The 26,335-nt window shown below is 68.2% G+C and carries 19 protein-coding genes; 8 read left to right on the top strand and 11 right to left on the bottom strand.

Translation table 11 applies throughout. The features are described from left to right. Nucleotides 1–23: 23 nt before the first annotated feature. Complete coding sequence (locus AC1DK9_RS09215; protein ID WP_476915721.1) at nt 24–362, bottom strand: YnfA family protein; 339 nt, start codon at nt 360–362, stop codon at nt 24–26. 185 nt (nt 363–547) lie between these two features. On the opposite strand from AC1DK9_RS09215, the gene AC1DK9_RS09210 reads away from it, so the two are divergent. Further along, nucleotides 548–1,960, top strand: a complete 1,413-nt coding sequence (locus AC1DK9_RS09210; RefSeq protein WP_476861739.1) for an MFS transporter — start codon at nt 548–550, stop codon at nt 1,958–1,960. Between the two features lie 130 nt (nt 1,961–2,090). On the opposite strand, the gene AC1DK9_RS09205 is transcribed toward AC1DK9_RS09210, so the two are convergent. The 6 genes from AC1DK9_RS09205 to AC1DK9_RS09180 all read right to left on the bottom strand — a co-directional run bounded on the left by AC1DK9_RS09205 (nt 2,091) and on the right by AC1DK9_RS09180 (nt 9,327). After that, complete coding sequence (locus AC1DK9_RS09205; RefSeq protein ID WP_476915720.1) at nt 2,091–2,822, bottom strand: glutamine amidotransferase; 732 nt, start codon at nt 2,820–2,822, stop codon at nt 2,091–2,093. 33 nt (nt 2,823–2,855) lie between these two features. Then, nucleotides 2,856–4,667: an acetyl/propionyl/methylcrotonyl-CoA carboxylase subunit alpha gene (locus tag AC1DK9_RS09200; protein ID WP_476915830.1), complete on the bottom strand. Its 1,812-nt coding sequence runs from the start codon at nt 4,665–4,667 to the stop codon at nt 2,856–2,858. A 157-nt stretch (nt 4,668–4,824) separates the two neighbouring features. Continuing rightward, complete coding sequence (locus AC1DK9_RS09195; protein WP_476915719.1) at nt 4,825–5,493, bottom strand: Maf family protein; 669 nt, start codon at nt 5,491–5,493, stop codon at nt 4,825–4,827. Nucleotides 5,494–5,637: 144 nt separating this feature from the next. Next, nucleotides 5,638–8,184, bottom strand: a complete 2,547-nt coding sequence (locus AC1DK9_RS09190; RefSeq protein ID WP_476915718.1) for an MMPL family transporter — start codon at nt 8,182–8,184, stop codon at nt 5,638–5,640. Between the two features lies 1 nt (nt 8,185). After that, nucleotides 8,186–8,890, bottom strand: coding sequence for a TetR/AcrR family transcriptional regulator (locus AC1DK9_RS09185; RefSeq protein WP_476861735.1), 705 nt, complete (start codon nt 8,888–8,890; stop codon nt 8,186–8,188). A 38-nt stretch (nt 8,891–8,928) separates the two neighbouring features. After that, nucleotides 8,929–9,327, bottom strand: coding sequence for a YbjQ family protein (locus tag AC1DK9_RS09180; RefSeq protein ID WP_476861734.1), 399 nt, complete (start codon nt 9,325–9,327; stop codon nt 8,929–8,931). Between the two features lie 188 nt (nt 9,328–9,515). Here AC1DK9_RS09180 and AC1DK9_RS09175 point away from each other — a divergent pair, with 188 nt between their 5' ends. Beyond that, nucleotides 9,516–10,100: a hypothetical protein gene (locus tag AC1DK9_RS09175; RefSeq protein WP_476915717.1), complete on the top strand. Its 585-nt coding sequence runs from the start codon at nt 9,516–9,518 to the stop codon at nt 10,098–10,100. Nucleotides 10,101–10,175: 75 nt separating this feature from the next. Here the strand turns inward: AC1DK9_RS09175 and AC1DK9_RS09170 are convergent, their stop codons facing one another. Beyond that, nucleotides 10,176–11,594: a dicarboxylate/amino acid:cation symporter gene (locus AC1DK9_RS09170; RefSeq protein ID WP_476915716.1), complete on the bottom strand. Its 1,419-nt coding sequence runs from the start codon at nt 11,592–11,594 to the stop codon at nt 10,176–10,178. 274 nt (nt 11,595–11,868) lie between these two features. Between AC1DK9_RS09170 and AC1DK9_RS09165 the strand changes: the two genes are divergently transcribed. Next, a complete protein-coding gene (locus tag AC1DK9_RS09165) occupies nt 11,869–12,228 on the top strand; it encodes a VOC family protein (RefSeq protein WP_476915715.1) in 360 nt (119 codons plus the stop codon). Here AC1DK9_RS09165 and AC1DK9_RS09160 read toward each other — a convergent pair. From AC1DK9_RS09160 to AC1DK9_RS09150, 3 genes are read right to left on the bottom strand one after another with little or no spacing between them, the layout of a single operon-like run. Beyond that, complete coding sequence (locus tag AC1DK9_RS09160) at nt 12,221–13,933, bottom strand: DUF885 domain-containing protein (protein ID WP_476915714.1); 1,713 nt, start codon at nt 13,931–13,933, stop codon at nt 12,221–12,223. The two genes, AC1DK9_RS09165 and AC1DK9_RS09160, sit on opposite strands and share 8 nt — an antisense overlap. A 53-nt stretch (nt 13,934–13,986) precedes the next feature. Beyond that, on the bottom strand, nt 13,987–14,211 hold the full coding sequence (locus AC1DK9_RS09155) for an acyl-CoA carboxylase subunit epsilon (protein ID WP_476861730.1): 225 nt from the start codon (nt 14,209–14,211) through the stop codon (nt 13,987–13,989). After that, complete coding sequence (locus tag AC1DK9_RS09150) at nt 14,208–15,791, bottom strand: acyl-CoA carboxylase subunit beta (RefSeq protein WP_476861729.1); 1,584 nt, start codon at nt 15,789–15,791, stop codon at nt 14,208–14,210. The genes AC1DK9_RS09155 and AC1DK9_RS09150 overlap by 4 nt, the downstream gene beginning before the upstream one ends. A 344-nt stretch (nt 15,792–16,135) precedes the next feature. Between AC1DK9_RS09150 and AC1DK9_RS09145 the strand changes: the two genes are divergently transcribed. From AC1DK9_RS09145 to AC1DK9_RS09125, 5 genes are all read left to right on the top strand, one after another. Next, nucleotides 16,136–17,041: an SDR family oxidoreductase gene (locus AC1DK9_RS09145; RefSeq protein WP_476861728.1), complete on the top strand. Its 906-nt coding sequence runs from the start codon at nt 16,136–16,138 to the stop codon at nt 17,039–17,041. 184 nt (nt 17,042–17,225) lie between these two features. Continuing rightward, the gene (locus AC1DK9_RS09140; protein WP_476861727.1) at nt 17,226–18,143 is read left to right on the top strand and encodes a biotin--[acetyl-CoA-carboxylase] ligase; all 918 of its coding nucleotides are present in this window, start codon (nt 17,226–17,228) and stop codon (nt 18,141–18,143) included. Beyond that, nucleotides 18,136–18,732: a PH domain-containing protein gene (locus AC1DK9_RS09135; RefSeq protein WP_476861726.1), complete on the top strand. Its 597-nt coding sequence runs from the start codon at nt 18,136–18,138 to the stop codon at nt 18,730–18,732. Before AC1DK9_RS09140 ends, AC1DK9_RS09135 begins: the two co-directional genes overlap by 8 nt. After that, nucleotides 18,722–20,035, top strand: coding sequence for an adenylate/guanylate cyclase domain-containing protein (locus tag AC1DK9_RS09130; RefSeq protein WP_476915713.1), 1,314 nt, complete (start codon nt 18,722–18,724; stop codon nt 20,033–20,035). Before AC1DK9_RS09135 ends, AC1DK9_RS09130 begins: the two co-directional genes overlap by 11 nt. 142 nt (nt 20,036–20,177) lie before the next feature. Then, nucleotides 20,178–26,285, top strand: a complete 6,108-nt coding sequence (locus tag AC1DK9_RS09125; protein WP_476915712.1) for an Ig-like domain-containing protein — start codon at nt 20,178–20,180, stop codon at nt 26,283–26,285. Nucleotides 26,286–26,335 lie beyond the last annotated feature (50 nt).

Genomic DNA, 26,335 nt, shown 5'->3' with positions numbered 1-26,335 from the left:
CAATTCTGTATTGACCAGTCTCTTCAGCCGGCGTTGCGCGGCGCGAACATGATGACGGCCACCCCGAGCAGGCAGATTGCCGAGCCGGCGAGGTCCCACCGATCGGGCCGGAAGCCGTCGAAGACCATGCCCCAGGCCAAGGATCCGGCCACGAACACACCACCATAGGCGGCAAGGATGCGGCCAAAGTGGGCATCGGGCTGCAGCGTCGCGGCAAAACCGTAGATCCCCAGGGCAACAACCCCGAGGCCGGCCCACCACCATTCCTTCCCCTCGCGGACTGCCTGCCATACGAGCCACGCGCCGCCGATTTCCGCGACGGCGGCCAGGACGAACAGCAGGATCGTTTTCGCAATGCTCACGCGTACATCATGCCAGCGTGCGGCGGGACGGCCAGCGCCGCCACCGCCCAGGACGACACGAAGCGTCCAAATAATGGAACATTTGTCCATTTCGTGGACAGGGGGAACTATTATCGTACATATATCCATTCCTTAGCCGGACGTCTCTCCGCACGACGGTCCGGTCTTCATGAAAGCGTCACTAAATGTCATCCACTGCCACTTCGACGGAGCATGGGTCCGCCAAGCAGGTGAATTCGCGCGGCCGCGTGATCGTCGCCAGCCTGATCGGAACCACCGTTGAGTTCTACGACTTCTACGTCTACGCCACGGCCGCCGTCCTGGTCTTCCCGAAGCTCTTCTTCCCGGGCCAGAACGAAACCACCCAGCTGCTGAGCTCCTTCGCCGTCTTCGGTGTTGCGTTCATCGCCCGCCCGCTCGGCTCGATCGTCTTCGGCCACTTCGGTGACAAGTTCGGCCGCAAGGGCACCCTGGTCGCCTCGCTGCTCACGATGGGCATCGCGACCTTCCTGATCGGCTGCCTTCCGACGGCGACCGTCCCCGGCTGGACCTTCTGGGCCCCGGCCCTGCTCGTCGTGATGCGCTTCGCCCAGGGCCTTGCGCTCGGCGGCGAATGGAGCGGCGCGGCCCTGCTGGCCACCGAGAACGCCCCGGCCAACAAGCGCGCCGTCTACGGCACGTTCCCGCAGTTGGGTGCCCCGATCGGCTTCATCATCGCCAACGTGATCTTCCTGGTCTTCAGCTACACCCTGACCCCGGCCGCGTTCGAGGCGTGGGGCTGGCGCGTGCCGTTCCTGGTCAGCGCCGTGATGGTCATCATCGGCCTGTACGTCCGACTAAAGCTGATCGAAACCCCCGCCTTCACCAAGGTCATCGAGTCCAACGAGGTCGCCAAGCTGCCCCTGGGCCGGGTCTTCAAGACCAGCTGGCGCCAGCTGATCCTGGGCACCTTCATCATGCTCGCCACCTACGTGCTCTTCTACCTGATGACCACGTTCACCCTCACCTACGGCACCCGCGCGTCCAGCCTGGACGCCGCCAAGGCCGCCGCGGAAAAGGCCGGCAAGCCGATGACCGAGGCGGCAGCAGCCGCGTTCGTGCCGGGCCTGGGCTTCACCCGTAACGACTTCCTCTGGATGCTCATTGCCGGCGTCGTCTTCTTCGGTATCTTCACCCTGGTCTCCGGCCCGCTGGCCGAGAAGTACGGCCGCCGCAAGATGCTGATCGCCGTTACCGCGGGCATCTTCGTCTTCGGCCTGCTGTTCGTGCCGCTCTTCAGCGGTGGCTTCGTCGGCACCATGGCGCTGCTGATCATCGGCTTCTCGCTGATGGGCCTGACCTTTGGCCCGATGGGCGCGCTGCTGCCCGAGCTGTTCCCGACCAACGTCCGGTACACCGGCTCGGCCATCAGCTACAACTTCTCGTCCATCCTGGGCGCGGCGGTGGCGCCGTTCATCGCCGTCTGGCTGTGGGAACTGGCGAAGGGCAGCCCGGTCCTGGTGGGCGTGTACCTCACGCTCATGGCCGTGCTGACGCTGATCGCACTGTTCGTGAGCAAGGAAACCCGCGACCTGGACTACGAGAACAACGTAGCCTGACGCTCCTCCCCAGTTACTGAATCGGATGCCCGGCGTGTGAGGTCAACACGCCGGGCATTTCCGTGTCCGGGGAGGGTGCGGCGGGAAGTAACCGGGGAGGAGCGCACGCACGCGGCGTAGCCGACAGGCGCTACCGGGCGTAGCGCTCCACGAAGTTGCGCAGGATGGCCATCGGCTCGGTGACGTTGTGCTGCCGGGCCTGGTCCATCAGCTCCTCGGCGGCGTCGGGCGGGAAGTATCCGGCATGGCGGTAGACGTCGATCCGCGTGGTGAGGCCTTCGGCGTCGAGCTCGGGGTGGAACTGGGTGGCGTAGAGGTTGGACCGGATCCGGAACATCTGCACCGGGCAGGTCTCGGAGCTCGCCAGCAGCACCGCCCCGCCGGGCAGCACGGTGCATGCCTCCTTGTGGCCCACAAAGGCCGTGAACTGTTCCGGCAGGCCGCGCAGCAGCGGGTCCTGCTGCCCGGCGGAGGTCATGCTGACGGTGACGCCGCCGAGTCCCTCGCCATAGGTCCGGTCAATCACGGCGCCCTGGTGCAGGCCCAGGGTGCCGACGCCGTAGCAGGCGCCCAGGAAGGGGAAGTCCTCGGCCACGATCCGGTCCAGCAGGGCGAACAGTTCGCGCTCCACCCGGTGCTGGACGTCGCTCTTGTGCTCGGCGGGGTCGCTGGAGGTGAACGGACTGCCGCCCACAATCACGCCGGAATACTCGCTGAGTTCCAGTCGGGGCAGCGGCGCGGCTTCCATCCGGACCCGGTGCAGCTCAGTTTCGGTGAGCCCGGTGTAGCGCAGGTAGGCGAGGTATTCGTCGTCGGCGGCGGCATCCTCGGCGCGGGAGGCGAGGAGCAGAAATGGCTTCACGTAACTAAGTCTGCCCCGCCGCCGGCGACGCCGCTATTCGGCTGCCTCGCCGTCCTCGATCATGGCGATAACAGCGCCCGCGGAGACCGTCTCGCCGGCGGATGCGGAAAGCCCGATCACGATTCCGGCGCGGTGCGCGGTGAGCGGCTGCTCCATCTTCATGGCTTCGAGCACGACGACGAGGTCGCCTTCGGCCACCCGCTCGCCCTCGTTGACGGCAACCTTGACGATGGTGCCCTGCATGGGGGAGGTGAGGGCGTTGCCGCCGGCGGGCGAGGCCGCCGCCGCGCTCCTGGAACGCTTCTTGGCCTTCGCCGGCTTGCCGCTGCCGCCGCCGGAGACGGTGCCCAGCGACGCCGGGAGCACCACCTCGAGGCGCTTGCCGCCGACCTCGACGACGACGCGCTGGCGTTCGCCGGCGTCGGCCGCTTCAGCCGCGGTTCCTGCGGGAGTCCATGCGGGGATGTCGTTGACGAAGGCGGTCTCGATCCAGCGGGTGTGGACCTTGAACGGACCCTCAGTGGGGGCGAAGTCGGGGTTGCTGACGACGGCGAGGTCGAACGGGATGACGGTGGGGATACCCTCCACCACCATCTCCTCCAGCGCACGGCGGGAGCGCTGCAGCGCCTGGGTGCGGGTAGCGCCGGTGACGATCAGCTTGGAGAGCATCGAGTCGAAGTTGCCGCTGATGACGTCGCCCTGCTCCACGCCGGAGTCGACGCGCACGCCGGGCCCGGTCGGGTTCTTCAGCCCGGTGATGGTGCCGGGTGCGGGCATGAAGTTGCGGCCCGGGTCCTCGCCGGTGATGCGGAATTCGATCGAGTGGCCGCGGACCTCGGGGTCGCCGTAGCCGAGCTCCTCGCCGCGGGCCAGCCGGAACTGCTCCCGGACCAGGTCGATCCCGGTGACTTCCTCGGAGACGCAGTGCTCCACCTGGAGGCGGGTGTTGACCTCGAGGAAGGAGATGGTGCCGTCCTGGCCCACGAGGAATTCGCAGGTGCCGGCGCCGAGGTAGCCGGCCTCCTTGAGGATGGCCTTGGAGGATTCGTAGAGCCGCTGGTTCTGCTCCTCGGTGAGGAACGGGGCGGGCGCCTCCTCCACGAGCTTCTGGTTGCGGCGCTGCAGCGAGCAGTCGCGGGTGGAAACGACCACGACGTTGCCGTGCGCGTCGGCCAGGCACTGGGTCTCGACGTGGCGCGGGGCGTCAAGGAAGCGCTCGATGAAGCACTCGCCGCGGCCGAACGCAGCCGTGGCTTCGCGGACGGCGGATTCGAAGAGCTCGGGGATTTCCTCACGGGTGCGGGCCACCTTGATGCCGCGTCCGCCGCCGCCGAAGGCGGCCTTGATGGCAACGGGAAGGCCGAACTTGTCCACGAATTCGAGGATTTCCTCGGCGGATTCCACCGGATCGGCGGTACCGGGCACCTGCGGGGCACCGACCTTCTCGGCAATGTGCCGGGCCTGGACCTTGTCGCCGAGGGCGGAGATGGCCTCGGGGGAGGGCCCGATCCAGGTGATGCCGGCGGCAATCACCTTGGCGGCGAATTCGGCGTTTTCGGCGAGGAAGCCGTAGCCGGGGTGGATGGCGTCGGCGCCGGAGCGCAGGGCCACCTCGATCAGCTTGTCCATCACGAGGTAGGACTCGGCAGCGGTGTTGCCGCCCAGCGCGTACGCTTCGTCCGCGAGCTTGACGTGGAGGGCGTCGCGGTCCGGATCCGCGTAGACGGCCACGGAGGCGATGCCTTCATCGCGCGCGGCGCGGATGATGCGCACGGCAATTTCGCCGCGGTTGGCGATCAGCACCTTGCTCAGGCGGTGGGTGCCCGGGGTGGTGGCGGCGGGCACTGACGTTGCGGACTGCTCCGAATTTGCTGACAAGGCGTCTCCTTCTTTCCTTCAGGGAGCCTAGCGCGGTTTTGAGGGTTCCGCCGATATTACTTGCGGATCCCGCGCGTAAATGGCCGATCCTTTGTGGGGTTCCTACAAGGTGGTGCGAAATGGCTCACTCGGCGCGGATGTCGGCCGGGTTGGCGGCGCCGCCGGTCCAGAGTTCGGTGACGACCACCTTCGCCTGGCCGAGCAGGCCGCGCAGGGTAGAGATGGAGAGCCCGACGACGGTGTGCGGGTCGCCGTCGACCTTGCGGATGAAGGCCCCGCCGTAGCCGTCGATGGTGAAGGAACCGGCGCACTGCAGCGGCTCGCCGGTAGCGATATAGGTATCGATCTCGTCCTCGCTCATCTCCATGAAGTGCACCTCTGCGGAGGAGACGGAACCCAGCGTCGCGCCCGTGCCGGGATTCTCCTCGGCGTCGGTGTACCGGCAGTCCACGAGCCAGTGGCCGGTGTGCAGCACGCCCATGCTGCCGCTCATCCTGAGCATCCGTTCCTTGGCGACGTCGGCGGTGTACGGCTTGCCGTGGGCTTCGCCGTCGAACTCGAAGACCGAGTCGCAGCCGATCACCAGGGCGCCCTCGGCCTCCGGCAGGGAAGCGACGGCCTCGGCCTTGGCGCGGGCCAGCAGCAGGGCGGTGTCATGCGGGTCGGTCACGCCGTAGCGGGCCTGCACTGCGTCCTCGTCGACATCGGAGACGAGGACGTCGTGCGCGATGCCGGCGTTGCTGAGCAGCTTGGTGCGGGCGGGGGACTGGGAGGCAAGAATGAGGCGGGTCACGGAACCAGCGTAGTTGCTAGGCCGGCATCGTGGGCCACCACAGACGGGACCCGCCCACAACAAAGCCGCCCGCCGATCGCAATGATCGACGGGCGGCTCGGGCGGTTGCTGCTGCGGGCAGCGCCGGCCGCCGGGCGGTTGCTGTTACCGTGCCCCAGCCGCGGCGGGTTCGGCAGCGCCCGCATCGGTGTCGTCGTCGGCTGCCGGCTTGCGCAGCTTGGCGCCTTCGACGTCGACGTCCGGCAGGATGCGGTCCAGCCAGCGCGGGAGCCACCAGGCTTTGCGGCCGAGCAGGTACATGACGGCTGGAACGATCGTCATGCGCACCACGAAGGCGTCCACCAGCACGCCGAACGCCATGGCGAAGCCCAGCGGCCGGACCATGTTCAGGTGCGAGAAGATGAAGCCGGAGAACACGCTGACCATGATGATCGCCGCGGCAGTGACCACCGCGGCCGCGTGGCTGAAGCCGGACCGGACCGCGTGCTTGGCCGTTTCGCCGTGCATGAAGGACTCACGCATGCCGGAGGCGATAAACACCTGGTAGTCCATGGCCAGCCCAAACAGCACGCCGATCAGGATGATGGGCAGGAAGCTCAGCACGGCGCCCGGATTTTCGACGCCGAAGACGGTTCCCAGCCAGCCCCACTGGTAGACGGCCACGACGCCGCCGAACGCGGCGGCGAGGGAGAGCAGGAATCCGCCGGTGGCCAGTAGCGGGACCACGATCGACCGGAACACCAGCAGCAACAGGATCAGCGAGAGACCGACGACGATCGCGAGATACGGCGGCAGGGCGGCGCCGAGCTTGCTGGAGACGTCCACGTTGCCGGCGGTCTGGCCGGTGAGGCCGATGCTGACGCCGGTCGTGTCCTGGATACGGCTCTTTTCGGCGCGCAGATCGGAGACCACCTCGACGGTGCTGGCGCTGGCCGGCCCCTCCTTGGGCAGTACCTGGAACACGGCGGTGCGGCGGTCGTCGCTGAGCGCCAGCGGCACGGCCGCGGCAACGTTGTCCGTCTTGCGCAGGATGTCCGCGACGTCCAGCTGCTTGGCCTGGGCGTCGGCGGTGCTGAGGCCGGCGGGGAAGTCGCCGACCACGATGATCGGGCCGGTCATGCCCTCGCCGAAGCTGCGCTTGGTGACGTCGTAGGCCTTGAAAGCCGTGGAGGCGACAGGCTCGGAACTGGCATCCGGCAGCGCAAGCCGGAGCTGGCTGGCGGGCAGGGCCACCACGCCCAGCAGCACCACGCCGGCCACCAGCGAGAGCCAGGGGTGCCGGGTGACGACGCCGCCCCAGCCGTGGCTGCTGCGGTATTCGTCCCGGGCACGGTCCTCGGCGTCGTGGCCGGGAGCGGCGTTGTGCCGCTCCGCCTTGGCCCAGGCCCGCTTCGACACCAGCTTGCGGCCCACCAGGGACAGCACGGCCGGCGTCAGGGTCAGGGCCACGACGACGGCGACGGCCACCGTGGCGGCGGCGGAGAGGCCCATCACGGCCAGGAAGGGCAGCCCCGGAACCACCAGGGCGGCGAGGGCAATGATCACCGTGAGGCCGGCGAAGAGCACCGCGTTGCCGGAGGTGCCCGTGGCGAGGGCCACGGATTCCTCGGGATCCATGCCGGCGAGCAGCTGGCCGCGGTGCCGGTTGACGATGAACAGGGAGTAGTCGATGCCGACGGCCAGGCCCAGCATGAGGGCCAGCATCGGGGAGATCGAGCTCATGTCGACGGCGCCGCTCAGCGCGAAGGTACCGCCGACGCCGACCGCCACGCCGACGATCGCCATCAGCAGCGGGAGCCCAGCGGCCACGAGGGTACCGAGCATGATGATCAGCACCAGCGCGGCGACGGCGATGCCGATGATCTCAGCGGTGCCGAAGATCTCGGAGATGTCTTCGCTGATTTCCTTGCTGGGCAGGGCCGTCACGTTGGCGGCGGAAACCTCTTTGACGATGTCCTGGACCTGCTGCCGCACCTCCGGCTTGAGGCCGTTGATCGAGGTCTTGAACTGCACCTGGGCGATGGCGGCCTTGCCGTCCTCGGAGACAAAGCGCAGCCCCTTCGAAGCATCGAGCTGGCGCTTGCCGAGGGCCAGCTTGGCATCGCCGGCCTTGAGTTCCTTTGTCCCGGCGTCGAGCTTTGCCTGCCCGGCAGCCAAAGCCGCCTTCTGCTGGCCCAACTGGGCCTCGATCGCCGCGGGGGGCAGGCCGGCGGCCGCCATCTGCTTCTCGGCATCGGCCAATTGGGCCTTGCCGTCGGCGAGCTGCGCCGCGGCCTTGTCCAGCTGGGCCTTGCCGGCGGCGGCCTTCTGCTCTCCGGCCGCCAGGTCGGTGACGGCCTTGTCCAGCTGCGCCTGGGTGGCGAAGGGGTCCACGGTGCCCTGCACGTCGGGGAGGGTCTTCAGCTTGGCCAGGGAAGCGGACACCGCGTCCTTGCCGGCCTGGCTGAACTGGGCATCGTTGGCTTCAAAGACGATGCTCGCGGAACCACCCGAGGAGGACGGGAGCTCCTGCTTGAGCTTGTCCGCCATCTGCTGGGTCTCGGTGCCCGGGATCTGGAAATTGTTGGACAGGGTGCCGTGGAATGCCGCTGCGGCACCGCCCACGGCCACCATCACGGCAAGCCAGAGCGAGATGACGAGCCAGCGGTGGCGGTAGGAGAACTTGCCGAGTCGATAGAGCAAAAGAGCCATGTCAGGACCGATCTGGGGAAGGGGCGGCGGTTGGGTTGGCGGCCGGGGCGGCTGCGGGAGTGGCAAATCCTGAGCCCAGCAGGCTCATGGAATCAATCAGTAGCTGGCGCAAAGTCGAAAGCGATTCCGCGGAGAGGGAGCCTGAGCATCGGGCAAACCAGACATCCATGGCTGCTTTGCCGCAGTAGATGACGGAGCCGGCAAGGGCACGCAGATACAGTTCGTCGATTTCGACGTCGGAGCCCCGGGCGAAGCGCTCGCGGGCGGCGTCGATGATCTCGATAGTGCAGTGGTCCCACGCTTCGAGCTCGGAGCGGTTGAGCTGCGGGTTCGACTGGCCAAGGCTGTAGAGCTCGGCCAGCGGCGCCACCGTCATCGGATCGGCGAGTTCGACCAGGGCGGCCCGGGCGGATTCCAGGATGGGCTCGCCGGCCGGGCGGAGGCGGAATTGCTGGAGCGCCTTGTCCAGGAAGCCGTGCGTTACCGAGGCGATGGCCGCTTCGGTGCTGCCGAAGTAGTTGAAGAAGGTCCTCCGTGAGATTCCGGCGGATTCGGCGATGTCCTCGACGGTGAAGTTGCCCGGCCCCTTGGCGCGGAGCAGGCCAAGCGCGGCGTCGGTGATCGCTTGCCGGGTGGCGGCCTTGTTCAGCTCGCGCCGCGAAGGCGCCGTGCCGCCGTCGTCGGGGCCGGTAAGTGGAGTGGGCATGGCCTTACACTATGTGCATCTTTGCACTCCGGGCAAGTTTATGGCCCTCCAGCGGCACCCTCCCTGCGCGTGCCCGTCAATTGGATCGATTGGCCCGTCGCGCCGGGTTCGCCGTCGCCCAGCGGGATCGCAAACACCGCCGTGCCGTAGGCGCAGATTTCCGTCCAGTTATTGGCCATGTGGGCCGTGTCGAACCGCATCGCGACGATCGCGTTGGCACCGCGCTGCGCTGCCTCGGCGACCATCCGCGCCATCACCTCCTGGCGGCTCTCGTAAAGCACCTCGGTGAGTTCGCGCAGCTCGCCTCCGGCTATGGAACGAAATCCGGCCACGAGCTGGGCGCCGACATCCCGCGACCGGACGGTCAGTCCCATGACCTCGCCGAAGACGGCGTCGATCCGATGGCCGGGAATGTCGTTCGACGTGACGATCAGCATGACCCGAGCCTAGCCACTTTGCGCCCGCGGACAACGGAAAATCGGCCCGGAATCTTTCACAGCAAGATGAAAGGTTGCGAACAGGCCCTGCCGAGCCTGTCGCTGCAGACTGAAGGCACGTCTTGAAAAGACAGCGCAGCAAGTACAGAACCGAGCCGTCGCCGCACGGCAGATCCAGGAGGCAACACATGTCACGTACCAAGAGAATCACGCTCGGCGTTTCCGCCACGGCCCTCGCCCTGGGCGCCGGCATCGGGCTGGCCGGCATGGCTTCCGCCACCACGACGCCGACCCCCACCCCCAGCGCCAGCTCCAGCGCTAGCGCTAGCGCCTCACCGGACGGCAGCAACGCACCGGGCGACGACATGGGCATGCGCGGCGGGCACGGCCACGGCGGCGAACGCGGCTTCGGCGGTGCGAGGGCCTCCGAGCTGGCCACCAAGCTGGGCGTCGACGAAGCCAAGCTCACCGAGGCACTCAAAGCCTTCCGCGACGCCCACAAGCCGACCACCCCGCCGGCCGAAGGTACCCGGCCGGACAGGGCAGCCATGGAGGCGGAGCTGGCGAAGTCCCTCGCCTCCTCGCTCGGCATCGACGAGGCCAAGGTCACCGCGGCCCTGACGGAGCTCCGCACGGCCGAACAGAGCGAACGCGCCGCGGCGCTGAAGACCAGGCTGGACAAGGCCGTCAGCGACGGCACCCTGACGCAGGCCGAGGCCGACGCGGTGACCAAGGCTGTGGAGAAGGGCGTCATCGGCGGCGGCGGCCGCTAGGGCGCAGCAGTTCTGAAGCAAAAAAGTAGTCCCCGGGACAATTGTCCCGGGGACTACTTTTGCGACGCGTGATGCTTAGGCCTTCGTGCCGGCCAGTTCGCGGCCGACGGCAGCCGAGTCGGCGTCGGCGGCTACGACGTCGTCGCTGAACGGGTCACCGTTGCGCGGGGCGTTGTAGAGCGACTCGTCCAGGATGCCCTGGCGCTTGGCCACGATCGTGGGGACCAGGGCCTGCCCGGCCACGTTGACGGCGGTGCGGCCCATGTCCAGGATCGGGTCGATCGCCAGCAGGAGGCCGACGCCGGCCAGCGGCAGTCCCAGCGTGGAGAGCGTCAGGGTCAGCATCACGACGGCGCCGGTGGTGCCTGCGGTCGCGGCGGAACCCAGCACGGAGACGAGGGCGATCAGCAGGTACTGGCTGAACTCCAGCTGGATGCCGAAGAACTGGGCCACGAAGATGGCGGACACGGCCGGGTAGATCGCGGCGCAGCCGTCCATCTTGGTGGTGGCGCCCAGCGGCACCGCGAAGGAGGCGTAAGCGCGGGGCACGCCCAGGGAACGTTCGGTCACGCGCTGGGTCAGCGGCAGGGTGCCCACCGAGGAACGGGACACGAACGCCAGCTGCACCGCCGGCCAAACGCCGGAGAAGTACTGCTTGATGGACAGGCCGTGGGTGCGGACCAGGATCGGGTAGACGACGAACAATACGAGGGCCAGGCCAACGTAGATGGCGACGGCGAACTTGCCGAGCGAGCCGATGGTGTCCCAACCGTAGACGGCCACAGCGTTGCCGATCAGGCCCACGGTGCCCAGCGGGGCGATCCGGATGATCCACCAGAGGACCTTCTGGATCACGGCGAGGGCGGAGGCGTTGAGGGTCAGGAACGGTTCGGCGGCCTTGCCCACCTTGAGCGCGGCGATGCCGACGGCGATCGCGATCACGAGGATCTGCAGCACGTTGAAGCTCACGGCGGTGGTCGCTACGCCGTCGGTGACGGTGGTGCTGGCGCCGAGGCCCAGGAAGTTCTTCGGGAAGAGGCCCACCAGGAAGGCCCACCAGTCACCGGACTTGCCGGTGTACTCGGCCTGCTTGGTGATGCCGGTGCCGGCTCCGGGCTGCAGCAGGACGCCCAGGCCGATGCCGATCAGCACCGCGATCAGCGAGGTGATCGCAAACCAGAGCAGCGTGTTCCAGGCCAGCCGGGCCGCGTTGGACACGGCGCGCAGGTTGGAGATGGAGCTGACGACGGCGGTGAAGATGAGCGGCACGACGGCGGTCTGCAGCAGCGAGACGTAGCTCGAGCCGATGGTCTGCAGCGTGGCGCCAAGGGCGTTGGGGTTCGCCTTGGTGCTGCCCGTGTACTTCGCGAGCAGGCCGAGGCCCAGGCCCACGATCAGGGCGGCGACGATCTGGAAGCCGAACGAGCCGGCCCATTTGGGCAGCTGGAAACCGGGCTTTCCTGCGGTTGCGGGGGTGCTTGTCTGAGTGGTCACCCGAATACGCTAGGACCGGGCCGAATATCACGGCGAACGAACATTGAGAAATGTTACGCGCCCCGGATTCGCCGGCGCGCACAAGAACCCCGCAAAGACGCCGAAAGACTGCCCGTTTGTGAAGTTATTCCAGCCCTAGGTGTGGCGATTGTCTCTCCCGGGAGGGCGGGGGAGCGGGGACCCTGCGCCGAGATGACAGTTCGCGGCAATGTTTTCCTCAAACACTGCCGCGAACTGCTGTCTCGATTGCTCACAGGCGCCTAGAGTGGGCGCCATGGCTATCGCACGCTTCCCGGCCGTCGTCCTCGACTGCCCGGACCCCAAGACCCTGGCACAGTTTTACGGCGCCCTGCTCGACTGGAAAATCGACCAGGACGACGACGGCTGGAGCTCCATCCGCGCGGAATACGGCGATTCGATCAATTTCCAGAAGGTCGACTCCTTCGTTCCGCCGCAGTGGCCCGGCCAGGAAATGCCGCAGCAGATGCACCTCGACCTCGTCGTCGATGACCTCGACGCGGCCGAGGCGGCGGTGCTCGAGCTCGGCGCCACCAAGCACGAGCACCAGCCGGGAACGACCTTCCGGGTCTTCCTGGACCCGGCCGGCCACCCCTTCTGCCTCTGCCTTAGCTAGCCAGGAGCGCCCGCTTCAGGGTGTCCAACCCCACGGAGCCCATGTTGAGCGCCTTGGTGTGGAAGGCCTTGAGGTCGAAGCCCGGCCGGGATTCGAGCTCGGCACGGATCTGCTCCCAGAGCCGCTGGCCCACCTTGTACGACGGCGCCTGCCCCGGCCAGCCGAGGTAACGGGTGAACTCGAACTTCAGCTGGCCCTCGCTGATCGCAAGGTTCTGCTTCAGGAACTCGTACCCCAGATCCGGAGTCCAGGTGCCCGACCCCCAACGCTCGGGCACCTCCAACTCCAGGTGCACGCCGATGTCGAACACCACCCGGGCCGCCCGCATGCGCTGCATGTCCAGCATGCCCATGTGGTCGCCCGGATCCTTCAAATAGCCGAGCTCCTGCATGAGCTTCTCGGCGTACAGTGCCCAGCCCTCGCCGTGGCCGGAGGTCCAGCACACATTGCGGCGCCACTTGTTCAGCAGCTCACGGCGGTAGGTGGCGGTGGCGACCTGCAGGTGGTGGCCCGGTACGCCCTCGTGGTAGACCGTGGTGGTCTCCGCCCAGGTGGTGAACGTGTCCTCGCCCGGCGGAACGGACCACCACATGCGGCCCGGCCGGCTGAAGTCATCCGAGGGGCCGGTGTAGTAGATGCCGCCTTCCTGGGTGGGGGCGATCTTGCACTCGAGCGTCTTCATGGCATCCGGGATGTCGAAGTGCACGCCGGCGAGGTCGGCCACAGCCTTGTCCGAGAGCTCCTGCATCCAGGCCCGGAGGGCGTCGGTGCCCTTGAGCTGGCGGGACGGATCGTTGTTCAGGATTTCCTTGGCCTCTTCGACCGAGGCGCCGGGCTTGATCTCGTTGGCCACACGCTCCTGTTCGGCGATCAGGCGGTCGAGTTCCTGGACGCCCCAGGCGTAGGTCTCCTCGAGGTCCACGGTGGCGCCGAGGAAGGAGCGCGAAGCCAGGGCATAGCGCTCGCGGCCCACGGCGTCCTTCTCCGGGGCGGCCGGCAGCAGCTCGGACTCCAGGAAGCCGGCCAGCCGGGCGTACGCCGCGCGGGCGGCGGCAGCTCCGGCGTCGAGCTTGGCCTGCACCTCTTCGGGCAGCGGGCCCTCGGCGGTCTTTGCCTCGGCGGCCAGCTTGGCGAAGAAGCCGTCGTCCGCAGCGTGCTTGGTGGTCTGTTCGATCACGATCCGCACCTGGCGGGCGGCGGAGACCCGGCCGGCGTCCCGCGCGGTGCGCAGCGACTCGATGTAGCCGTCCAGGGCGGCCGGGACGTTGTGCGCGCGGCCCGCAATGTGGTCCCACTGGGCGGCGGTGTCGGTCGGCATCAGGTCGAAGATCGCCCGGATCTCCTGGGCGGGGGAGGCGATGTTGTTCAGCTCGGCGAGGTCCCAGCCGGACTCGTGGATTTCCAGCTGCAGGCCGAGGCGCTCGCGCATCGCGTCGAGGGTGACGGCGTCGACGTCGTCGGCGGGCTCCAGTCCCTCCAGCGCGGCGAGGACTTCGCGCGCCGCGGCGGCGAATTCCTCGTGTCCGGCGGGGGAGAAGTCCTGGTATTCCGTTTCGTGGCCGGGCAGGCCGAGTTCGGTGGCGAAGCTCGGGTTAAGCCGGATCAGGGTGTCCGTGAAGGCGTCGGCTACGGCGTCGATGGCGGTCTGCGGGCGCGCCGGAACCGGGGTGTCGGGCGTGCTGTTCTGAGTTGTTTCGGTAGTCACCCGAACGAGACTAGCCCGGCCGCGCCAGTTATGAAAGGGTTACTGAACTTTTCTTAGCCCCGGCTGCGTTTCCACGATCCAGGGCCCGGCTTCGGCGCGAGCTGCAGTTGCTGCCGCCGGATCCAGTGCCGCACGCCCGTCTTCTCCGGCGCCGCGGTCTCGCCGCTGCCGAGGGAGAGGACGACGGCGGTCAGCGCGGCGAGTTCCTCCGCCGTCGGTTCGCCCTTGACCACCGAGAGCAGCGGCTGCTCCGCCGGTGCCGGCTCCGAGCCGGTCACAGTGGGATGTTCCCGTGCTTCTTGGCGGGCAGGCTGGCGCGCTTGTCACGCAGGGCGCGCAGGCCCTTGACGATCTGCAGCCGCGTCTCGGACGGGGCAATGACAGCGTCCACGTAACCCAGTTGGGCGGCTTGGTACGGGTTCAGCAGCTCTTCCTCGTACTGCCGGATGACCTCGGCGCGCTTGGCCTCGACGTCGCCGCCAGCCTCCGCGACCGCGGCGAGTTCGCGGCGGTACAGGATGTTCACGGCGCCCTGGGCTCCCATCACGCCGATCTGCGCGGTGGGCCAGGCCAGGTTGAGGTCGGCGCCGAGCTTCTTGGAGCCCATCACGATGTAGGCGCCGCCGTAGGCCTTGCGGGTGATCACGGTCAGCTTCGGCACGGTGGCCTCGGCGTAGGCATAGAGCAGCTTGGCGCCGCGCCGGATGATGCCCTGGAACTCCTGGTCCTTGCCCGGCAGGAAGCCCGGCACGTCCACGAGGGTGATGATGGGGATGTTGAAGGCGTCGCAGTGCCGGACGAAGCGGGCGGCCTTTTCCGAGGCGGCGATGTCCAGGGTGCCGGCGAACTGCATCGGCTGGTTGGCCACGATGCCAACGGTGTGGCCCTCCACGCGGCCGTAGCCGATGATCACGTTCGGCGCGTAGAGCGACTGCATCTCGAGGAAGTGCGCGTCGTCGACGATCTGTTCGATCACTTTGCGCATGTCGTACGGCTGGTTGGCCGAGTCCGGGATGAGCACGTCGAGGGCGAGATCGTCCTCGTCGAGCTCGGGCTCCTGGCTGTGCTCCAGCACCGGGGCTTCGGCGAGGTTGTTCGACGGCAGGAAGTCCAGCAGTTCGCGGACGAATTCGACGGCGTCGGCCTCGTCGGCGGCCAGGTAGGTGGAGGTGCCGGTGTTGGCGTTGTGCTGCCGCGCGCCGCCGAGGGTCTCCATGTCCACGTCCTCGCCGGTGACGGTCTTGATCACGTCGGGGCCGGTGATGAACATGTGCGAGGTCTTGTCCACCATGACCACATAGTCAGTCAGGGCCGGGGAGTACGCCGCGCCGCCGGCGGAGGGGCCCATGATGAGCGAGATCTGCGGGACGACGCCGGAGGCGTGGACGTTGTTGCGGAAGATATCCGCGAACATGGCCAGGGAGGCGACGCCTTCCTGGATGCGGGCGCCGCCGCCGTCGAGGATGCCGACGACGGGGCAGCCGTTGCGGAGCGCGAACTCCTGGACCTTGACGATCTTCTCGCCGTTGACCTGGCTGAGGGAGCCGCCGTAGACGGAGAAATCCTGGCTGTAGACAGCGACGGGCCGGCCGTCGACGGTGCCGTAGCCGGAGACCAGGCCGTCGCCGAGCGGCTTCTTCTTCTCCATGCCGAACGCGGTGGAGCGGTGCACGGCAAGGGCGTCGAACTCCACGAAGGAACCGGCGTCGAGCAGCAGGTCGATGCGCTCGCGGGCGGTGTTCTTGCCGCGGGCGTGTTGCTTCTCGATTGCTTCCGGGCCGGAGGGCTGCTCGGCACGGGCCTGGCGGTCGCGGAAATCGGCAATCTTTCCCGCGGTCGTGGTCAGATCGTGGCTCATCAAGTGTCTCCGGCTCTGTCGTTCGCTGCTGTTCTTCGTGACGGCTGTCGCGGGCCCTTGTGGTGGCACTTAAGTGGATTCCACACAAAAACATGGCCGTGCTGGCAAGTCTAGTGACGGTATTCGCCCATGCCGCTGTAGAAACCCTACAATTTTCGGCCCGATCCCCGGCGGGGCCCGTACCTTCCCGCCCAGTTACCCGCGGCCTGATCCGGCGCGGCCCCCGGAAATCCGCGGCGGCGCGCCGCCGGAGGGTGGTCCGGCCCGGAGTAACCGGGGAGGAACGCACGCAAAGGTTGAAAGAAGGGATGTTACTCGTCAGTAACATCGGCTAAGGTGGGCCTATGACTTCAAGCAATGACGCTTCGGCTGCCTCACCGCAATCCCGCCCGGCCGGGCCGTACCAGGCCTCGGCATCCCTGGCGGGCCGCACCATCCTGATGTCCGGCGGCAGCCGCGGCATCGGCCTGGCGATTGCCCTGCGCGCCGCCCGGGACGGCGCCAACATCGTGCTGCTGGCCAAGACGGGCCAGCCGCACGCCAAACTCGAGGGCACGGTCTACTCCGCCGCCGAGCAGATCGAAGCCGCCGGGGGACAGGCGCTGCCGCTGGTTGGCGATGTGCGCAACGACGCCGACGTCGCCAGCGCGGTTGCCGCCGCGGTCGAACGCTTCGGCGGGATCGACATCGTGATCAACAACGCCTCCGCGATCGACCTTTCCAAGACCGACGCCGTGGACATGAAGCGCTACGACCTGATGCAGGACATCAACGTCCGCGGCACCTTCCTGCTGAGCAAGCTCGCCCTGCCCGCGCTGCGTGAATCCGCGGCCGGGCAGATCCTCACGCTCTCCCCGCCGCTGAACCTGGACCCGAAATGGGCGGGCATGCACCTGGCCTACACCATGGCCAAGTACGGGATGAGCCTGACCACCCTGGGCCTGGCCGAGGAACTCAAGGTGGACGGCATCAGCGTGAACTCACTCTGGCCCTGCACGCTGATCGACACCGCGGCGATCCGCAACATGCCCGGCGGCGAGCAGATTGTCCGCGGCGCGCGCGGCCCCGAAATCATGGCCGATGCCGCCCACGCCGTGCTGACCGCTAGCAACGCGATCCCGGCCTCGGGCAGTTGGAGCGGCAATTTCTACACCGACGAAGAGGTGCTGGCCGCGGCCGGCGTCACGGACTTCGCGCCGTACAGCCTGGGCGCGTCGGAAGACCAGCTGGTACCTGACATTTTCCTCTGAGTTTCCGGCGGCTTCCGGTGGTCCAGGAGCCGGCCGCGCCGCCGAAACTCCCCACCTTTGCCGGTTCGACGCCGGAATTCCGCGGCGATTCGCCCCGGCACGCCGACGTCGCGGTTCAAAGGTGGGGTGGTTCCGCGGTGGCCGGTCCGGCGCCGCGGAGGCGGTTACTCGGTAGGATTCAAGCATGGAAGCCGCGCAGGAGACACCGGACCGTCCACCCCTGGACCAGAGCGCCCTTGGTGACGCCGCGTTCCTCTCGGCCAACGGCATCCCGCAACTGACCGTAGTGGAGTCCACGGGCTCCACGAACGCGGACCTGCTGCGCGGCGTGAGCGTGGATCCCGGCGCCTGGCCCGACCTGTCCGTGCTCACGGCCGAGTACCAGAGCGCCGCCCGCGGCCGCCTGGACCGGCAGTGGGAGGCCCCGGCCCTCAGCTCCGTCTCCGTCTCGATCGTGCTCCGGCCGGTCAACGCGGAGGGCCGGCCGCTGCCCACCCAGAGCTTTTCCTGGCTCTCGCTGCTTGCCGCGCTCGCGCTGCGGGAGGCCCTGCTGGAAACCGCCGGGATCCCCGCCGAGCTCAAATGGCCCAACGATGTACTGGTCCGCGGCAAGAAGATTGCCGGCATCCTCGCCCAGCTGGGACCGATGGGCGACGGCGCCGTCCCGCCCGTGGTACTCGGTACCGGCCTCAACGTCACCCTCACTGAGGCCGAGCTTCCGGTACCCACGGCCACTTCGGTGCTGCTGGAGCACCCGGCAACAGTGGACCGGACCGCACTGCTGAAGAGCTACCTGTCCCGCTTCGCCACGCTCTACCGCAGCTTCTGCAACGCCGACGGCGACCCGGCCGCGGGAATGGCTGGCGGCCCGTCGCTGCACAAGAGGGTGGAGCATGTGCTGACCACCCTCGGCAAGCAGGTCCGGGCCCAGCTCCCCGGCGACCACGAGATCATCGGCCACGCCAGCCGGCTGGACGAGTACGGATCCCTGCTGGTGGTCGACGCCACCGGGCACGAGCACGTGGTGACCGCCGGTGACGTCGTCCACCTGCGTCCCTGGACCCCACCCGGCGAGGCCGGCGGCGAAAGCGGCTATGCGTAAGGAGCTCCTCCCGGGCGAGCAAGTGATTGTGATTACCCGCCCCCAGCCGCGGACACTGATCGCCCCGGCCCTGCTGTTCATCCTGGTTTCCGCCCTCACCGCCTTTGCCTGCGCCTGGATTGTGAAGGGCGGCCCGGCCAAACTCGTCCCGCTCGTCACCCCGGACTGGACGCCCTGGCTGATCGGCACCTGCCTGGCTCTCGCGGCCTGGCTGCTGCTTGCCTACTGCCTGCCTAAAGTGGTGACCTGGCACGCCAGCCGCTACACGCTGACCAGCCGGCGTTTTGTGGCCCGTTACGGCATGTTGCGGCGTCGTGACCAGCAGGTTCCACTGGCCGCGGTCCGTAATGTGTTCATCGAACAGACCCTGATCCAACGGGCCCTGCGCTCAGGGAATATATCCTTGGATACCGGGTACCCCTCCAGCACGGTGATTCCGGACGTCCCCGAGGTCATGACGTTCCGGAACTTCATCCTCGACGCGATAGACGAACTTCCGGAGGGTGAACTGCTTGAGGCCGACGACACGATGCACGGTTCCGGCGAATGGCCCTTGGACATGAGAGAAGGTGGAAGAGATGAACGCTGAGAACGTGCACCCCGACACCGGACTCCTGGCCGCGGAGCCTTCGGACGTGCCTGAGGCGGTCCTCGACGCTTCCTCCCTCGAAGCCGCGGTGCTGGATTCCCTCGCCACGTCCGAGCCGGAAGACCCGAACGACGCCGGCGCTGCCGCTTCCGACGCCGACGCCGACCCTTCCGACGACGACGCCGACCCCTCCAACGACGCCGACCCCTCCGGCCCGGACCTCGTCGACGAGCCCTCGGCTGCCCCTCCCACCGGCACCATGTCCGCGGAACGCCTCGCCGCCAAGGCCCTCGAGCAGCGGCTGCTCGGCGGCGAGCGAAAGCTGCGCCGCCGCGAGGTGGCCGCCGGTGCAGGGCTGTCCCTGCTGTCCGCGCGGAAACTCTGGCGCGCCCTCGGCTTCCCCAACCTCGGCGATGAGGACGTGGCCTTCACCGAACGGGACCAGACCGCGCTGAACACGATTGTGGACCTGGTCCGCAGCCGCAAACTCACCGAGGAAGCCGCCATCTCCGTCACCCGTGCCATCGGCCAGATGACCGACCGCATGGTGGTCTGGCAGATCGAGGCCCTGGTCGAGGACATGGTGCACCAGCAGGGAGTCACGGACGCCGTGGCCCGCAAGCGGCTGGTCAGCGAACTGCCCTCCCTGGTGGACGCGCTCGAGGAAATGCTGGTCTACTCCTGGCGCCGGCAGCTCAACGCCGGGGTGCAGCGCCTCGCGGTGCGGGCCGAGGCCGGCCTGGCCTCCAGCGAGGAAGGCCGCGAAGGTGACGAGGACGACGCCCCGCTGCCGCTTGCCCGCGCCGTCGGCTTCGCGGACCTGGTCTCCTACACCAGCCTGTCCCGCCGGATGAACGAAAAGACGCTCGCGCAGCTGGTGCAGCGCTTTGAAAACAAGTGTGCCGAGATCATTTCGGTCGGCGGCGGCCGGCTCGTGAAGACGGTCGGCGATGAAGTCCTCTACATCGCCGAAACCCCTGCTGCCGGGGCGGAGATCTCGCTGGCGCTCTCGCAGGCCTTCAATGAGGACGAGATCCTGCCCCAGGCCCGCGTCGCGATGGTGTGGGGCCGCATCCTCTCGCGGCTGGGCGACATTTACGGGCCCACCGTGAACCTGGCCGCCCGCCTCACGGCACTGGCAGATCCGGGCACCGTGCTGGTGGACTCGATGACGGCCGCCGCCCTGGAGCACGACGAACGCTTCGTGCTGCTTCCCCGCGACGCGGAGAACGTGCGCGGCTTCGGCGAAATCCACCCCGTGGAACTGCAGCGGGGCAGCGGAAAGGGCCTGGTCCTGGACTAAGGGCCACGGACGCGGCACTCTCCGCCGGGCAGTCCTCCCCATCGCGCTGCCGGAGATCGTTAGGTAGGCTGTCGCGGGAAGTGGGGGGCCGGTCTGGGGCCCGCCGGGGAATCCACCAAACTCTTGAAGGAAATCTGACGCTGTGCCACGACTTTTCGCCATGCTGGGTGCCAGGAAGCCGGGCTCCAAGAATCCGGGATCGCGCACGCGCCGCAAGTTCGTCACCGCCACCTCCTTCGCGGCTGTCGCTGCGGTGCTGGTAACCGGGGCCATCATCTACCCGGGGTTCAAGACCACTGAGGTGGAGTTGAACGACGGCGGCGTCTGGGTGGTGTCGAAGGCAAAGAATGCGGTGGGACGGCTGAACTACCCCTCCCGCGTGTTGGACGGTGCGGTGACGCCGGCATCGACGTCGTTTGACGTGTTGCAGGATGCCGGGACGGTGTTCGTTGACGACGCCTCGGGCTCGACGCTGAACCAGGTGTCCGCGGCGCAGATGCGCTTGGGCGGGGACAAGAAACTGCCGGGCTCCGCCGACGTGAGCTTCGGATCGAAGGTCATCGCAGTGACGGACGAGGCGCGCGGGCGGGTCTGGGCGTTGTCGCCGTCGACGTTGAACGGTTTCGATGAGGAGAACTCCGAACCGGTGCTCGCGGGAGCGCGGGGCACGGTCTCGGCGGTGGGGTCCGATGACCGGATTTACAGCGCGGATCCCAAGTCCGGGCAAGTGACGGTAACGAGTGTGGACGCCGACGGCCGGGCGACGGATTCGCAGGCCAGCACCTGGGACGGTTTGAAGGGTGCCGGTAGCATCCAGCTGACGGTGGTGGGTGACCAGCCGGTGGTGCTGGACGCGGACCGCGGGAAGTTGTTCTTGCCGGGCGGGCGTGAGCTGTCGCTGGCCGATGCACGGGAGGCCCGGCTCCAGCAGTCGGGCCCGGGAGCAGACGCGGTGGCGGTCGCGACGCCGAAGGCCTTGTTGGAACAGCCGCTGGACGGTTCGACGGCGAAGACCGTGACCTTCGGCGGCCAGGGCGTGCCCGCGGCGCCGGTGCAGCTCGGCGGCTGCGTCCACGCGGCCTGGTCCGGCGCGAACAAGTATGTCCGGGACTGCGCGAAAGATGCCGACGACAAGACCGTGGACGTGCCGAAAGCGTCCGCGTCGCCGAGCTACGTGTTCCGGGTGAACCGGGACGTGGTGGTGCTCAACGACGTCAACTCCGGCAATGTGTGGCTGGTCAACCAGAACATGCTGCTGGTGGACAACTGGGACGACGTCATCCCGCCCAAGAACCAGTCGGATGACCAGGACCAGGAGTCCGCGGACAACAACACCGTCAACATCCTCCCGGACCGCACCAAACCCAACCGGCCGCCGGAAACCAAGCCCGACGCCGTCGGCGTCCGACCAGGCCGCACCACGGTGCTCAGCGTGCTGGACAACGACTCGGACCCCGACGGCGACGTCCTGACCGCCGCCGTGGCCGGCAACGGCCCCAAGGCAGGCAGCCTGGAAAGCATCTACGGCGGCACGGCCTTCCAGATCACCGTCCCGCCCGATGCGAAACCGGGCACCGAAACCTTTGGCTACAACGCCTCGGACGGCCGCGGCCTCTCTGCTGGCGGCAGCATCACCCTCAGCGTCGTGGGCCCGGAGGAGAACAAGCCGCCCCTCTTCAAGCGCGGCGAGCCCACCACCATGCTGGTGGAGCAGGGCAAATCGGTCAGCCAGAACATTCTCACCGACTGGACCGACCCCGACGGCGACGACCTCGTGCTCCTCGATGCCAAGGCGGACAACGACCAGGACCAGGTCAAGGTCCGCCGCGACGGCCTGCTCAGCTATCAGGATTCCGGCGCCGCGCCCGGCAAGAAGACCGTCACGGTCACCGTCTGGGACGGCCGCGCCACCACCACCGGCAAAGTGATCGTCAATGTCCAGCCGCCCGGGGCACTCCAGCCCGTGGTCAACGCGGACCACGTCACCGCCGTCGTCGGCCAGGACCTGGTGATCGCGCCGCTGAAGAACGACGTCGACCCCAACGGCGGCGCGCTGCGCCTGGCCCAGGTCGAAGCTGCGGGAACCGCCGAGCTGGGCCCGGTGACCGACGGCGGAACGTTCACCTTCCGCAGCAACACCCCTGGCCCCGTCTACCTGACCTACATCGCCAGCAACGGACCGCAAAGCACCCAGGGCCTGATCCGCGTGGACGTCGAATCCGGCAAGGACACCGGCAACCCCGTAGCCGTGCACGACGTCGCCCTGATGCCGGTGGGCGGCAGCGTGCTGGTGGACCCGCTCGCGAACGACTCCGACCCGGCGGGCGGGGTCCTGGTGCTGCAGTCCGTGCAGATGCCGGAGAACTCCACCGCCTCGGTCAGCGTGATCGACCACAGCGTGCTGCGGATTACCGACGTCGTCGGCACCCGCGAACCGTTCACCTTCCGCTACACCATGTCCAACGGCAGCAAGTCGGCCACCGGCAGTGTCGCCGTGGTCCCCGTCCCGGCACCCGCCGTCGTCGAGGCCCCGCAGCCCAAGCCGGACGAGGTGAACGTGCGCGCGGGCGACGTCGTCACCATCCCGGTGCTGGCCAACGACACGCACCCGCAGGGCCAGAAGCTGACCGTGGACCCGGTGCTGCCGCAGCCGGTCCCGGAAAGCGACGGCAAGAGCTTCGTCTCGGAGAACACGCTGCGCTTCATCGCAGGCTCCGTGCCCAAGACCGTGCGTGCCATCTACAACGCCGTGGACCCGCAGGGCCAGAAGAGCGCAGCCGCGGTCACCATCCACATCCTGCCGCTGGAAGGCGCGGAGAACTCCCGCCCGCAGCCCAAGAACCTCACCGCCCGTGTGGTGGCAGCCGGCACCGTGCGGATCCCGGTGGAACTGGACGGCATCGACCCCGACGGCGACTCCGTCCAGCTGACCGGCATCGACAGCTCGCCGTCGATGGGTACCGCCACCGTGGGCAGCAACTTCATCGACTTCACCGCCGCCGGCGACGGCGCCGGGACGGACACTTTCCGCTACAAGGTGGTGGACCGGCAGGGCGCCGTCAATACCGGCACCGTCACCGTCGGCATCGCCCCGCGCGGTGACGTCAACCAGAAGCCGACCCCGGTGGACGACGAGGTTAAGGTCCGGCCCGGCCGCCAGATCGCCGTCGACGCCCTGGGCAACGACACCGATCCCGACGGCGACCCGATCCGGATCCAGACCAATGACATCGAGGCGCCGCGGGAGCTGCAAGCCACGGTCAGCAAGCAAAGCGGCCGGATCATCCTGTTGGCACCGTCCCAGGAGGGCACCACCAACGTCCGCTACACGGTGGCCGACGACCGTGGCGCCACCGCCCAGGCCGCGATCGCGGTCAAGGTGAAAAAGGACGTGCCGCTGCAGGCACCGATCGCCCGGGACGACCGGGTGACTTCCGCGCAGACGCTCGGCAAGACCGCCGTCGACGTCCCGGTCCTCAAAAACGACGAGGACCCCGACGGCGTCGGCGAAAACCTCAAGGTCAGCACCGAGGCCAAGACCGCCCGGCCCGGCACCGAGGGCAACATGATCGTGCAGCTGACCGAGAAGCCGCAGCTGATCCCTTACACCGTGGAAGACGTCGACGGGCAGAAGTCAACGGCCATCATCTGGGTGCCCGGCGTCGGCCAGCAGGTCCCCACCCTGGCCAAGAACGACGTCGTGGAGGTGGTCGCCGGGCAGTCCGTCACGGTGGACCTCAAGGAATGGGTCAAGGTCCGGGATGGCCGCTCGCCGCGGCTGACGCAGACGGACCGGATCAAGCTGATCGGCGCCAACGGTTCGGACCCCGTGGCAAACGGCGGCACGGCCCTGAAGTACACAGCCGGAACTGACTACGCCGGCCCCGGATCGCTCAGCTTTGAGGTCACCGACGGCACCGGCCCGGACGACCCGGCCGGCCTGAAATCCACGCTCAGCATCCGCACCAAGGTGCTCCCGGACCCCAACCGCAACAACCCGCCGGTGCTGCTGGGCAGCCAGGTGGACGTGCCCAAGGGCGACGCCGCCAGCACCGACCTCGCCAAGCTCACCACCGACCCGGACGACGGCGACGTGGACGCCATGAAGTACGAACTCGCCGGAAACGCCCCGGCGGGCTTCGACGCCTCCATCGACGGCAAGACGCTCAAGGTCACGGCCAAGGACGGCACCGACGCCGGGGCCACCGGCGCGGTCCAGGTCAAGGCCAAGGACCGCCGCGGGCTGGAATCGACGGCCACCTACCAGCTGACGGTCACGGCCTCCAACCGGCCCAAGCCGGTGGCCAACGACGACGTCGAGGACAACGCCGCCGCCGGCAAGCCGGTCACGGTCAACGTCCTGGCCAACGACGCGAACCCGTTCCCGGAGACACCCCTGAAAATCCTCTCCGCCACCGCCGAGACCGGCTCCGGCGGCGTCCGGGTGGCCGGCGACAGCGTGGAGGTCACACCGTCCGCCTCGGGCACCATGGTGGTCTCCTACACCGTGGCTGACAAGACCGGCGATCCGAGCCGCAACGCGACCGCCCGGATCCGGCTCAACGTCAAGGACAAGCCGCTGGCCGCGGGCACGCCGCAGGCCCAGAGCGTGGGGGACCGGACGGCGCTGCTGACCTGGACCCCGCCGGCGGACCGCGGCTCACCGATCACGAAGTACACAGTGACCGGAGAGGGTGGCTTCAGCCAGGACTGCCCGGCCAACTCGTGCACCCTGAACGGGCTGACCAACAACACCAAGTACCACTTCCAGGTCACGGCCACCAACGCCATCGACAAGTCCGAGCCCTCCCCGCCCTCGGCGGAGGTGCGCCCGGACGTCAAACCGGACACCCCGGCCGCACCCACGCTGAAGTTCGGCGACAAACAGCTGGCCGTGGCGTGGACCGCGCCCGCCTCCAAGGGCTCCGCGATCAAGTCCTACGACCTGGAAATCTCGCCGGCACCCGCGGGCCAGAACGCCCAGATCCAGAACCTGACTTCCACCAGCTATGTCTGGAAGGGCCTGCAGAACGGTGTGGCCTACACGGTGCGCGTGTTGGCCCGGAACGATGCCAAGGACCCCTCGGAGTGGAGCGCCTACTCCGCGGCCGAGACACCCGCCGGCAAACCGGTCACCCCGGCGCCGCCGAACGCCAGCCAGGCCGGTTCGGTCGGGCCGCAGAGCCAGCTCAAGGTCACCTGGGCGGCGCCAAACAACAACGGCGACGCGATCTCCGCCTACACGCTGACCACCCTGCGCGGCGGGACCGTGGTGGGCACCCAACGGGTCCAGGCCACCTCGCAAAACATCACCGTGGACAACTCCGAGGCCGACTACACCTTCACCGTCGCGGCCACCAACAAGGCCGGAACCTCGGGCACCAGCCCGGCCTCCGCGCCGGTGCGCGCCGCCGGGAAGCCGGGCATGGTCAACGGCGGGACCGTGGCCGCGCCGGGCAACAGTGGACAGCTGAAGGTGACCTTCACCCCGCTGACCCAGGCGCAGCGGAACGGTTCCACCGCCTCGGAGATCAGCTACCGCTGGTCCACGGCTTACGGCTCCGGACCGATCAATGCCCCTGGCGGCACCATCACCGGCCAGCCCAACGGCAAGAACGTCATCGTCAACATCATTGCCTTCTCCACGAAGAACAATGTCTCCGGGGACGCCAAAGCCATCGGCTCGGCCGTTCCCTACGGACCCCCGGGTACGCCCAGCGTCAGCGGCGGCACCTCGAACAAGGGTGACGGGCAGGTGCACTGGAACTGGACCCAGCCCAACGACAACGGACGGGTGATCAACCGCTACGAGGTCAGCTACGACGGAGGCGGCTGGACCAGCGTGGGGCTGAACCGCAGCTATGACCACAACGCCGGCGGCTGGAGCAAGAGCCACAGCCTGAAGGTCAGGGCCTGCAATGGCACCGACGGCAATAAGGACTGCGGCGGCTATGACACCGCAACGGCCAAGTCCGGGGCGGACCCCACCCCCACCCCCACCTCGCAGATCCAGGCGCACAACAGCACCTGCCCGGGCAAGCCCGGGCAGGCGGACACCTACGATCCGAGCGGGCCCAGCTGCGGCGCCGGCTGGGTCAGGAGCTCCGAGGGCAGGCTCACCATCGACTGCACCAAGGACATCTATGGCAACGGAACGCCGTGGTACCGCATGACGGAGGGAAGCCACCCGCAGTGGTACGCCAAGTCGACCACCGTGAACCTATACGGCCCCAAGCCCGGCGGCTGCTGATGCCCGCTACTACACTGAACGCCGGACCATGCGGGGACTTCCTGCCGGCA

This window comes from Arthrobacter sp. 01T414 (genome assembly GCF_056398965.1).
The sequence above is the reverse complement of the archived record's forward strand: the minus strand, read 5'-3'. Positions and strand labels throughout refer to the sequence as shown.

Excerpts from the sequence above, each read along its gene's own strand:
- AC1DK9_RS09180 (WP_476861734.1), bottom strand. The coding sequence starts at position 9,327 with ATGCTGATCGTCACGTCGAACGACATTCCCGGCCATCGGATCGACGCC.
- AC1DK9_RS09150 (WP_476861729.1), bottom strand. The coding sequence starts at position 15,791 with ATGAGCCACGATCTGACCACGACCGCGGGAAAGATTGCCGATTTCCGC.
- AC1DK9_RS09135 (WP_476861726.1), top strand. The coding sequence starts at position 18,136 with ATGCGTAAGGAGCTCCTCCCGGGCGAGCAAGTGATTGTGATTACCCGC.
- AC1DK9_RS09130 (WP_476915713.1), top strand. The coding sequence starts at position 18,722 with ATGAACGCTGAGAACGTGCACCCCGACACCGGACTCCTGGCCGCGGAG.
- AC1DK9_RS09210 (WP_476861739.1), top strand. The coding sequence starts at position 548 with ATGTCATCCACTGCCACTTCGACGGAGCATGGGTCCGCCAAGCAGGTG.
- AC1DK9_RS09165 (WP_476915715.1), top strand. The coding sequence starts at position 11,869 with ATGGCTATCGCACGCTTCCCGGCCGTCGTCCTCGACTGCCCGGACCCC.
- AC1DK9_RS09175 (WP_476915717.1), top strand. The coding sequence starts at position 9,516 with ATGTCACGTACCAAGAGAATCACGCTCGGCGTTTCCGCCACGGCCCTC.
- AC1DK9_RS09190 (WP_476915718.1), bottom strand. The coding sequence starts at position 8,184 with ATGGCTCTTTTGCTCTATCGACTCGGCAAGTTCTCCTACCGCCACCGC.
- AC1DK9_RS09140 (WP_476861727.1), top strand. The coding sequence starts at position 17,226 with ATGGAAGCCGCGCAGGAGACACCGGACCGTCCACCCCTGGACCAGAGC.
- AC1DK9_RS09185 (WP_476861735.1), bottom strand. The coding sequence starts at position 8,890 with ATGCCCACTCCACTTACCGGCCCCGACGACGGCGGCACGGCGCCTTCG.
- AC1DK9_RS09145 (WP_476861728.1), top strand. The coding sequence starts at position 16,136 with ATGACTTCAAGCAATGACGCTTCGGCTGCCTCACCGCAATCCCGCCCG.